8 protein-coding genes and 1 pseudogene are annotated in these 11,204 nt (G+C 69.6%); 4 read left to right on the forward strand and 5 right to left on the reverse strand.

Annotated features, from left to right (window positions below; all coding sequences use genetic code 11):
• Window positions 1-47: 47 nt before the first annotated feature.
• On the forward strand, window positions 48-1,004 hold the full coding sequence (locus AB0F03_RS30950; protein ID WP_361997857.1) for an IS481 family transposase: 957 nt from the start codon (window positions 48-50) through the stop codon (window positions 1,002-1,004).
• Window positions 1,005-1,180: 176 nt separating this feature from the next.
• Window positions 1,181-2,437 (forward strand): alpha/beta hydrolase, encoded by a 1,257-nt coding sequence (locus tag AB0F03_RS30955; protein WP_361997860.1) that lies wholly within the window; start codon window positions 1,181-1,183, stop codon window positions 2,435-2,437.
• 29 nt (window positions 2,438-2,466) lie between these two features.
• On the opposite strand, the pseudogene AB0F03_RS30960 reads toward AB0F03_RS30955, so the two are convergent.
• From AB0F03_RS30960 to AB0F03_RS30970, 3 genes and pseudogenes are all read right to left on the reverse strand, one after another.
• Window positions 2,467-2,850, reverse strand: a pseudogene (locus AB0F03_RS30960) (transposase); the annotation flags it as partial.
• 284 nt (window positions 2,851-3,134) lie between these two features.
• Complete coding sequence (locus AB0F03_RS30965; protein ID WP_361997861.1) at window positions 3,135-4,079, reverse strand: TrkA family potassium uptake protein; 945 nt, start codon at window positions 4,077-4,079, stop codon at window positions 3,135-3,137.
• A gap of 669 nt (window positions 4,080-4,748) precedes the next feature.
• Entirely contained in the window at window positions 4,749-5,156 is a 408-nt protein-coding gene (locus tag AB0F03_RS30970; protein ID WP_361997864.1) for a DUF2795 domain-containing protein, read from the reverse strand.
• Between the two features lie 540 nt (window positions 5,157-5,696).
• On the opposite strand from AB0F03_RS30970, the gene AB0F03_RS30975 reads away from it, so the two are divergent.
• Entirely contained in the window at window positions 5,697-6,014 is a 318-nt protein-coding gene (locus AB0F03_RS30975; protein ID WP_361997867.1) for a DUF2795 domain-containing protein, read from the forward strand.
• A 1,071-nt stretch (window positions 6,015-7,085) separates the two neighbouring features.
• Here the strand turns inward: AB0F03_RS30975 and AB0F03_RS30980 are convergent.
• Window positions 7,086-7,382, reverse strand: coding sequence for a hypothetical protein (locus AB0F03_RS30980; RefSeq protein ID WP_361997870.1), 297 nt, complete (start codon window positions 7,380-7,382; stop codon window positions 7,086-7,088).
• A 364-nt stretch (window positions 7,383-7,746) separates the two neighbouring features.
• On the opposite strand from AB0F03_RS30980, the gene AB0F03_RS30985 reads away from it, so the two are divergent.
• Window positions 7,747-9,735: an amino acid transporter gene (locus AB0F03_RS30985; protein WP_361997872.1), complete on the forward strand. Its 1,989-nt coding sequence runs from the start codon at window positions 7,747-7,749 to the stop codon at window positions 9,733-9,735.
• A gap of 339 nt (window positions 9,736-10,074) precedes the next feature.
• Here AB0F03_RS30985 and amcB read toward each other — a convergent pair whose 3' ends face one another.
• On the reverse strand, window positions 10,075-11,181 hold the full coding sequence (gene amcB, locus AB0F03_RS30990) for a cyclophane-forming radical SAM peptide maturase AmcB (protein WP_361997874.1): 1,107 nt from the start codon (window positions 11,179-11,181) through the stop codon (window positions 10,075-10,077).
• Window positions 11,182-11,204 lie beyond the last annotated feature (23 nt).

The following is an 11,204-nucleotide window of genomic DNA, read 5'->3' on the forward strand; positions in this document are numbered from 1 at the left end:
CTCCGGTGTGGTGGAGCTGTCTAGGACTGCACCGCACGGAGGTCTTCGTGTCCCACCGTAATGCCCGGCTGACCGTTCACGGCAGGCGGCTGCTGGTCGAGCGTGTCCGCTCAGGCCGCCCGGTCGCCCATGTCGCCGCCGAGATGGGCATCTCCCGCTCCACGGCCCACAAGTGGATCCGGCGCTGGCGGTCAGAGGGCGACAGCGGACTCCACGACCGCTCCAGTCGCCCCCGCACGACGCCGCACCGGACCAGCGCCGCAACCGAGGCCCGCGTCTGCCAGCTGCGGCAGGCCCGCAAACTCGGCCCGGCCCGCCTCGGCCCCATCCTGGGCCTGCCCGCCTCCACCGCCCACCGGATCCTGGTCCGCCACGGCCTGAACCGGCTGGCCTTCCTGGACCGGCCCACTGGGCAGATCATCCGCCGCTACGAGCGCGACCGGCCGGGCGAACTGGTCCACGTCGACGTCAAGAAGCTCGGCCGGATCCCCGACGGCGGCGGTCACAAGGTGCTGGGCCGACAAGCCGGCCGCGCCACCCGCAACGCCATGGGCTTCGACTACGTCCACTCCGCCGTCGACGACCACAGCCGCCTGGCCTACAGCGAGATCCACGCGGACGAGAAGGCCGCCACCTGCGCCGCCTTCCTGCGCCGGGCCGCCGCCTTCTTCGCCACCCACGGCATCGACCGCATCGAACGAGTCCTGACCGACAACGCCTGGCCCTACCGCAAGAGCTTCGCCTGGCGGCAGGCACTGGCCGACCTCGGCGCGGCCGGCAAACTCACCCGCGCCTACCGGCCGCAGACCAACGGCAAGGTCGAACGCTTCAACCGCACCCTGCTCGACGAATGGGCCTACCAGCGGCCCTACACCAGCAACACCGAACGCACCGAGGCCCTGGCACACTTTCTGCACACCTACAACCACCACCGCTGCCACACCGCACTCGGCGGCCACCCACCGATCACCCGTGTGAACAACGCTGCGGGTCAATACAACTAGGGCCTGTCTGACAATGCCAAGGGCCGTATCGGCGGCGTCCATGAGAGCTGTGCGGGGACGCGGTCTAGTGCAGCGCCGCGTAGGAGAGCCCATCAGCGGGGGTAGGGTTTACCCCCCGTCCGGCCGGTGGGTTCACACTACCGACCCGGCGCCGCCTGGTGCGACATCGTGGGGCCATGACCGATCGACACTCGAGCGCCGCCGACCGCCCCTGCCCGGCCGGCGGGATGAAACGCAATCGCCGTATCAGCGCTGTCGCGGTGCTGGCGCTCGCCGCCCTCGTCACCGGAACCGGCGCCGGGTTCGCCGCCACGACCACACCGTCGGCCACACCGGTGGCCACGCACGCGTTCGACACCGCACCGGCCACGGCAACCGCGCCACCGCGGTCCTTCCAAGGCACGCTCCCCGCGCCGACCGGCCCCTACGCCGCCGGCGAAGACGTCATCCACCTCACCGACGCGAGCCGTCCCGACCCGTGGGTGCCGTCATCCGGCCCCCGCCAACTGACCGTCACGATGGTCTACCCGGCCGTCCCCGGGACCGGGACTCCGGCCCCTTACATGACCCTCGCCGAGGCAGCCGGAATCATCCAGCGCCGGAAGTTGCCGGCGAGCTCCGGCGTCACCCCGCAGAACCTTTCCAGCGTCACCACTCGCGCCTTCGACGGCGCGCGGCCGCAGCGCGGCAAGTATCCGCTGGTGGTCCTCTCACCCGCGTACGAGGATCCGCGCATGGTGCTCACCTCGCTCGCGACCGACCTGGCCAGTCACGGCTACGTCGTCGCGCTCGTCGGCCACACCTACGAGGACAGCGGCGAGACGCTGGCGAACGGCCAGACGCCGCCGTGCGCGATCTGCGATGACCCGGCGCTCGACTTCGACTCCGTCGCCGCCAGCCGCGCGCTGGACGTGTCCTTCGTGATCGACCAGTTGACGCAGGGCAATACCGCGTGGCGCCTGGCACACCTCATCGACAAGCACGAGATCGGCATGGCCGGACACTCCCTCGGCGGAGCGGCGGCCGCCGCCACGATGATCGCCGACCCGCGAGTACGGGCCGGAGTGAACATGGACGGCGCCTTCCACCCGGCCCCGATGCCCGGCCAGATCAACCGGCCGTTCCTCATGCTGGGTGCGGCCGACAACCACCCGGTCGGCGGCCACGACACCACGTGGGGGCAGACCTGGGCCGCCCTCGGCGGCTACAAGAAGTGGCTGACGGTCGCCGGCGCCGACCACTTCAGCTTCAGCGACCTGGACCTGCTTCTCCACGAGGCCGGGTTCCCGACGCCGCCCCTCTCCCCGGAACGCGGGGTGGTGATCACCCGCGAGTACGTGACGGCGTTCTTCGACCGGACGCTGAAGGGGATCCACAGTCCGCTGCTGGACGGCCCCTCGCCGAACAATCCGGAAGTACTCTTCGAGTACTAGGCCGTATCTGACGAGTGATCTTGTCGAGGCTAGCGAAGCCAGAGGATGAGTGCTGCGAGGTGGAGTCCTGCCCGGTAGCGGGCGGCGAGCTTGTCGAAGCGGGTGGCGATGGCACGGAACTGCTTGAGCCGGTTGAAGCAGCGTTCGACGACGTTGCGGGCTTTGTAGAGGTCGCGATCGAAGGCCGGTGGCCTGCCGCCGGCCTGTCCGCGCCGCACGCGGTTGGCCTTCTGGTCGGCCCGTTCGGGGATCACCGCCTGGAGGCCCCGCCGCCGCAGCATCTGGCGGATCGCCCGTGACGAATACGCCTTGTCCGCGATGACAGCGTCGGGTCCGCGACGCGGCCGCCCGGCACCGGTCCGCGGAACCCTTACCGCGTCCAGGACTGCGTCGAAGACGGTGGAGTCGTTGAGGGTGAACAACGCTGCGGGTCAATACACCTAGCTACCTCCTTGGATGGTGCGCCGGGGCCGGAGGGGCAGCAGTGGCAGGTCGGTCTCCGGCAGCCTGCCGGTGAGGTCCCAGGCGATGACTCTGCCGATACTCCAGACGTCTCTGGGCAGCGTGGAGGCGGCGACCGGCGGCCGCGGTGTACCCGTCCTGGGAGATGAGACCGATGGCGGTGCCCAGGTGGGCGTCGATGACCCCGGAGGGAAGGGTGGGGCTCGGCCGTGACTGGTACGCCCTGCTGCTTCGCCTACTCCTCTTCGATGGGGCGCAGAGCACCGGGGTCGCCGAACACGATCATGGTGTCACCGGCCCGCACGGCGGTATCGGGATCAGGGTTGGGCTCCAGGGCGCCGTCGGCGCGGCGGATCAGCAGGGGGAGCGCTCCACCACAAGCCTGTCGCAGAGGCCGTCCCAGAAGACGGGAGTGGGCATCGATGCGGATCTCCTCGATCCGGAACTCCGAGCTGCCGGGCCGGGTGAACTCGAGAAAGTCCACCACGTGCGGGCGGACAGCCATCAGGGCCATACGTCGGCCGCTGGTGGTGTAGGGAGAAACCACACTGCTCGCGCCGGCGTGGGTGAGGCGTTCGGCCGACGCCGCCTCCGAGGCTCGGGAGACGATGGCGAGAGATGGATTGAGGGAGTGGGCGATCAGGGTGATGTACACGTTCTCGGCGTCAGAATCGACCGCGCAGACCAGACCGCGGGCGTGATCGATGCCGGCGCGGCGCAGTACCTGTTCGGAGGCGGCGTTGCCGATCAGGTAGGGCACATGATCCCGCTGAAGCTTCTCTTCCAGTGTGGCCTTGGTCTCGATCACCACGAACGGGATGCCCTCGGCCTCGAATTCGCGGGCCACGGCCTGGCCGACCCGCCCGTAGGCGCAGACGATGAAATGGTTGCGCAGCGTGTCGATGCGATGCTGCATGCGCCGTTTCCTTCCCGCAGGCCCGAACCGTCCCTCCACCAGTGCCGTCCCGATCAACCCCAGGGCAGCGACGAAGACCGCGACGCCCACCACCGCCAGCGCGGCAGTGAAGAGCTTGCCGTCCTCGGTGAGCCGGTCGGCGCCCGAGAAGCCCTCCGTGGTCAGCGTCATCACCGTCATGTAGACGGCGTCCGGCAGGGAGAACCCGAGCAGCGCATACCCGCCGACGCCGCATGCGAGCAGCGCCAGAAGTGCGAATGCCACCAGGAGCACCCGCCGTCCTACACCGAGTGGCCGCCACACAGCACCTCCTGCGCCCTGCCCTTTCCCTCAGTGTCCTCGGTGGGCATCTGGGAGCAACACGGCGCTTGAGGGAGCCTCCGCGCCGCGAGCGACGTCAGGGGGCGCCACGCGCGGGGTCTGGACCGTGAAGGCGCGGTGAACAGACGCGCGTAGCGCCCGATCGAGAGCCGCCCTCGGCGCAGTGGCGGGCGGTGAAGGATTCATGTCGCCACTGTCAGTGCAGGATGCCGATGGCCCGCGCGATCAGCAGGAGCGAGGTCAGGAGGGCGGAGATGCTCTGCACACTCATCATGGCTTAGGCGCGGGTCGACAGCGGCACGGTGTCGGTCGGGCTGAAGGCCGTGGAGTTGGTGGTGGACAGGTACAGGTAGTCCGTCAGTGCGGGGACCCGGTCCGAGGTGGCACTGGCACCGTCGGCGACTTCCTGGACGGTGTCCTGGTTCTCGCCCTGGGCCTGTGCCTAGCGGGACTGGCTGTCCTGCGGAGTGGCCGCCCCCTTGTCACTGCGCCGCAGCTCGGGCTGTTGCGGGTCCGACATCGGCTCTCCTCCTTGCTCCACCTGTTCGCCGAAGCGTCTGCCGATCACACGGGTGGCGCACGGGCTCCGTCCGCAACGTTCAGCGGAAACACTCACCCCGTGGGCTCGCCACCGAGCGCCCTGGCGACCTCGGTCACATTGGCGTACTCGCCGCTCTCCGGGAGCTTCCGCACCGCCTCCAGCACGGGGTCCGGCGCGTTGTGCGCTTGCAGCATGTCCAACAGCCTCTGCCGGTCGCCCGGGAAAGCGGCGCGCTCCAGGTGGCGCGCCAACTCGATCCGCAGGGAGTCCGCCTCGGCGGCTGCCCTGGCCTGCTCGCGTTGCTCACCGGGTGGCGGGACGGGCCCGCCCGGGTCGACACGGATGTCGTCGTCGGCCGGCGGCTCGGGCTCGTTCGTCTCCTCGACGTGCGTGGGCCGGCCGGCCCGCAGCTGCCCTTCCAGCTCGTGCTTCATCTCGTCGTCCCTACGGGGACCGACCGGATTGCTGCCTCGTTCCATGTCCACACACCTTCGTTTCCTGTCGCGCCGCTCTTCACACCGCGCTCGGTTCGCGCGTCCGCCGCAGTAGGGCGCCGAGGCCGCCCGTGGACACATCCGCGCCCTCCTCCTGCGAGGGAGGAAACAAGCCAGGTAATCGCGTGCCCGGCCCGGTGCAGGGACGCGATGGCATGCCGGGAAAGGCGGCCTGCCATCGCGATGGCGCGCTACGCACGGCTGAGGGACCCGCGAGTTGGATACGCGACCGCGCCGGAAAGCGGTGGTCAGCCGTCGCCATGCCCGCCGACGGGCGTCCGGCGTGACCGGGAACAGCGCGGTGACGTTCGGGCGGACGCGGAAACTAAAGGTCAGGTCGAACAATCCACGCCGGCCCAGGCAGCCCGCGCCGGGCTGGGCATGGAAGCCGCACACGCCGGGCAAGCCACCGTTCGGCCACGCCGAGCGCGACCGGTCTGGCGCTGACCTTGTCGTTCCTCGTGTGCCGGAACTCGACATGGGTACGCGGAGCCCGTTCCCAACGTGAGTGAGGGAGGGATTCCCATGGCGCACGCGACGGTCGACGACGTTCTCGGCGCTCTGCGGGACGTGGACTTCCCCGCAGACAAGACCGAGCTGCTGGAGGCGGCACGTTCCGCCGGTGCCTCCGACGAGGTGATGTCCGCTCTGCGCGGCATACCGCCGGAGACCTATACCAATCGGGACGACATCGCCCATTCCATACGGACCGATCCCGACACGGATCTGGGTCACAGCCCGGGGCAACGCGGCGAACAGGCCCGTCGGGGCGGCAAGCCCGGTCTGTCGCAGCACCTGCGCGAGGTGCCCAAGCCGCCGATCGAGGAAGAGCTGGACCGCTGAACCAGAGGCCGTACCGGATCGGAACGGGCGGCAGGTGGCCGTAGTCGACCCGGCTCAGCCTCCCGCACGCAAGGTCGAGATCGGTCGCCGTGGCGTAGCGGGTGCGGCGGAACCGCTCGAGCAGAGCAGCTTCCCTGGCGGCACCCGCTTCGCCGAGGCTGCGCCGCGACAGCGGTGACTGCGATGGATGGCTGGTGACGGCCAGATCCGCGGTCAACCCGGTGGCGACACGCCCCATGGCGTCGACGGCCAGAGGGGCGGACTCTGGCATGGTCACCGGTCGACCACCCGGCGACCGAACCCCCGACCGCATGTTCCGATGCGTGATCGCAAAAACGCTGACTGCTTCGGCATCTTCGTGTACGGAATGGCCGGTCGCCGACAAAGGAGATGAGGCCTCCCGCAGCCTGCCGCTCTCACCGTCCGTGCCGGTATAGAGCAGGATCTCGCAGCCGATGCAGGTCTTCGCGAAGCGCTCTCCAGGTCCAACGGGCTTCGCCTCCGAGCTGGCATTCAAGGCGGGTTGCGACTACCGGACCGGTGGCACGGGCACACCCGTGTTCGCCGTTGCCGCGAATTTTCGTCGGTACGCGACGTACACGGTCCTGTACGACTCCGACGGCCTGACTGAGGCGGGCCTCCCGCTCGATCGCGAGCCGTACGAGAGCCTGGTGAAGACCGTTCTCGCGTGGACCGGCCCGGACGCGCTGACGACCCGCGACTACGAGCAGAACGCCTTCCATCTGACCGGCCATGCCCGCGCGGTGCCGCCGATGTCCGCCGCCGCGCCGACCAGCCGCCAAAGAGCAGCGGCCCCCGGGGGGCTCGCCGGCGTCGTCTTGCGCGAGGCGGAAGGCCGGCTGTCCGTGACGCTGGAGGGCACCGTGCGCTGCGTCCAGAGCCGCGCCTACGTTGTCCGCGCGCGCCCTCTATGGCCTCCTGGACCGTCTGGACGCCGCGCTCACACAGGCCGTGTGAACACCCTCCGCGCCCGGTGCGCCCACGGGCCCGGGTACGGAGGGCCGTTGCACCTGCGGAAGGGCTACGCGGGTGCTGGCGCCGGTTCCGGGTTCAGCGGCGCGAGCGGGAGCACCGGCCCTTCTCCACTGTGGGCAACTGCTCCCGGTCGACTGCGGGGTGGGCGGAGACGGCCGGGTCGACGGCCGCCGTGGCGTAGAGCGCGACGTCGACGACGCCGGCGCGGCTGGCACCGAAGCGCGCGTCGATCGGCTGTGGGACCGGACCCAGCCGAGCCGAACCATGTGGTCGAAGTCGGCGCGGTCGTACCCGGAGCCGGGCGGCGGCTTGCTCGGGTCCGAGGGGCGTGTCGGCGGCGACCAGGTCCGCGAGGTGCTGGCGCTGGCACACCTCCGCGACCTGGCCGGGTGGTGCAGCGTCCCGTCCGGGTTCGCGCTCAGGTCGACCAGTAGGCCGCGGTCGACGAACCGGCGCACCGCGAACGACGTCACGTTCGCCTTCACGCCGATCGCGTTGAGACGCACCGGGGCCGCTGGATGAACGCCCGCTCTGCTTCGGTCGCGCGTATGGCCCCGCGTCGGGAATGGCTGAGGCGAGCAACGGTTCGTCTTTGGCGTGGCAGACGTGGGGAAGAAGGTGGGGCGCGGCTAGCCTGACCGGCCGGCTCCGTGTGCGGCAGGTCTCATACTCGGTGGTCGTGCCGCGGGCAGGACTCCGACTGGTGCGCTGCGTCGATGGGAACCAGGAAAGGCTCATGGAGCATATGGAAGATGTGAATCGGCCGCTCGTCCCCGAGGTCGTGGACAGTCCGGCCCTGCGGATCACGCCGAGAGGCCGTCTTGCGCGGTGGATGTTGCGTCATCAGGTGCAGCCGGTCGGACCGGCGGCGGGCGGAGGACACGCGGAGACGCATGCCTGGTGGAAGGTGATGTGTCTGACCGGCGTGGACTACTTCTCCAGTCTCGCCTATGTGCCTGCGATCGCCGCACTGGCTGCCGGCGCCGTCTCGCCCCTGGCGACGCTGCTGATCGTGGCGCTGACCCTGCTGGGCATGCTGCCGATGTATCGGCGCGTGGCGAAGGAGAGCCCGCACGGGGCCGGATCGGTGGCGATGCTGGAGGACTTGCTGCCGTTCTGGTGGGGGAAGTTGTTCGTGCTGGTCCTGCTCGGCTTCGTCGCCACCTCCTGGATCATCACCATCACCCTGTCCACGGCGGACGCCTCCGTTCACGTAGTGGAGAATCCCTTCTTTCCCCAGGCTCTGCACGGACATGAGGTCGTCCTCACCGTGGTGCTGCTCCTGATCCTGGGCGGGGTCTTTCTCCTCGGGTTCAGCGAAGCCGTCAAAGTGGCCATCCCTTTGGTGGCCATTTTCCTGGTCCTCAATGCCGTGGTCATCGCCGTCGCTCTGACACATGTATTCAGCACACCCGGTGCCCTGTCGGGCTGGACCGACGCCCTCGGTGACGGCGGCGGCTTCGGCGACCTGGCAGGCCCGGCTCTGCTGGCCTTCCCCTTGCTGGTCCTGGGCCTGTCGGGCTTCGAGACCGGCGTGAGCATGATGCCGCTCGTGACGGCAGACGCCGCCGACGCCGAACAGCGTCTGCACTCCCGGATCCGCAACACCCGCCGACTGCTCACTACTGCGGCGCTCGTCATGAGCGTCTACCTACTGGCCGCCAGCTTCGCGACCACCGTCCTCATCCCCCACAAGCAGTTCGAGCCCGGAGGTGCGGCCAACGGCCGCGCACTGGCGTGGCTCGCGCACGAGCATGTAGGGCAGGCGTTCGGCACCGTCTACGACATCAGCACCATCCTGATTCTCTGGTTCGCCGGCGCGTCGGCGATGGCCGGACTGATCAATATCGTGCCCCGCTACCTGCCCGGCTACGGCATGGCCCCCGAATGGGGCCGCGCGGTACGCCCCGTGGTGGTCGTCTACACCGCTTTGTGTGTCCTGATCACCATCGCGTTCGGCGCGGATGTCGACAAGCAGGCCGGCGCCTACGCCACCGGCATCCTGGCCATGATGGTCTCCGGCGCCTTCGCCGTCACCGTCTCCGTCGTACGCCGCCGCAAACGCACGGCCACCGTCGGTTTCGCGATGCTGACCGCGGTCCTCTTCTACGCCTTGGTCGCCAACATCATCGACAAGCCCGACGGCATCGCCATATCGGGCATGTTCATCCTCGGCATCATCATCGTCTCGCTGGTCTCACGGGTCTCGCGCACCACTGAACTGCGCGCCGACCGCCTCGTCTTCGATGAGGCCGCCCGCCGGTTCATCGCCGATACCCTCGCCCACGACCAGTCCATCAACATCATCGCCAACCGCCGGCAGGCCGGCGACGAAGCCGAGTACTCGGCCAAGGAACTCGAACAGCGCGGCACCAACCCCGTCCCCGGGCCCGCCGACGTACTGTTCCTCGAGATCGATGTGGTCGACCCTTCCGATTTCAGCGACACCCTCACCATCCATGGCATCCAGGTCGGCCCGTACCGCATCCTGCGCGCCGAGGCCCCGGCCGCCCCGAACGCCATCGCGGCCATCCTCCTGGCGCTGCGCGACACCACCGGCGTCAAGCCGCACTGCTACTTCGCCTGGGCCGAAGGCAGCCCCCTGAAGCACATGTTCCGCTACTTCCTCCTGGGGCGCGGTGACACGGCTCCCGTCACTCGCGAGATCATCCGCAGCAATGAACCCGATCCTGGTCGCCGCCCCGGCATTCACGTGGGCGATTGACCCGTTCTGCCGCGCCGCACCCGGTGTGTTCGCCCGGCGCTTCCGGCCGGGCGGGCGCGCCCACCAGGCCGCACTCCGCCTTGCCGGCATCCTCGTCCGGACTCGACACTGGGGGCGGAACCTGGGCGGGCTTGCCCGGGGCCCCTCCCACGGCTTCAACAGGGGCGGGCCGGACGCTCGCTCGTGCGGAATCACCGAGGGGGCGAGGGGAGAATCGGAGGTTCGGTGCCGCCCGAATAGAGGATGGCGGTGTGCGTGCACGCACCGTCGCTGCACTCCTCGCACATCCCGGGATCCGGCTGGGGGAACAGGTCCGCGCTCAATGACCGGATGCGGTCCTTAATGTCGGGTATTTTCGGCAACTCGTTCGGCATCGCGAAGGAGCCCTTCCATCAGAAGTTTCCTGCTGTTGCGGCAGAACAGGGTCTCGGTCGTGTCGAGCCGACCGGTCTCGAAATACTTGTTGGCAGCCTGGCCGCCACGGCAGTACGCGAACAGGTCGCACACGGCACGGCAGGCGTCGACCCCGTCGAGGGCCTCGGCAACCCAGGGCGTCTCCTCGGCCCGGGCAACGCAGCCGGCCAGTCCAAGCTCCCGCACGTCGCCGACGGTGAACGGGCCGTGGCGCGCGGAGGAGAAGCCCGCAAGGTCCGGACTGAGGGCAACCACCTGTCCGTCCCAGGTGATCATGGGCAGTGGATCGACCGGCTGGTCGGCCCACTGCCCGGCCGTTCCGGCCAGCTCCGCCCTGACGTAGCGCCAGGCGTGCTCCACGTCACGCAGGGACATGCGCCGGTCGGCGCGCCCGCGGGCTGCCAGCGTGGCCCAGAAGCCGGCGACGTCCTCGTCGTCGCGGACTGTCCAGGTGTCGTTCACGCCCTTGCGCTCCACCAGGTTCACTCCCAGCACGCGGCAGCCGAGAGCGGCGAACCACTCATGCAGCTCGGCTGCCCTGTGCGGAGACGGATCGGTTACGACGGCGATGGCGCCGAATGCGATGCCGTGTTCCTTGAGCAGCCCGATACCACGAAGCGCGCGGTCGGTGGTGTCCCGGCCGCCGCGGTCCAGCCGGCCGGCACCGGGGCCCGGACCGTCGACGCTGACGGAGACCTTGATGTGCCGCTCCGTGAACAGCCGGCACCAGGCCTCGTCTATGAGCGAGGCGTTGGTCTGCACGGAGTGCCGTACGGGGTGCTCGCGGCCCGGGGGAAACCGGTCCAGCAGCCCCCGCAGGCGGGACACTCCTGCGGTGAGCGGCTCACCACCGTGCCACAGCACCGTGACCGGGTGGTGCTCCGACCAGACGCCGACAGTTTCCGCGACCGCGTCGGCGACCTCGTGGGACATGACGCGCGCGAGTCCTCGGGAGGGCAGGTAGCAGTAGCGGCAGTCGAGGTTGCACAACGGGGTCGGCTGGACCAGCACGAGGGAACTCGTCCTCGCCATGCGCGGCCGGAGCGGCGGTTGCC

Source organism: Streptomyces sp. NPDC028722 (assembly GCF_040637655.1).
Taxonomy (GTDB): Bacteria; Actinomycetota; Actinomycetes; order Streptomycetales; family Streptomycetaceae; genus Streptomyces.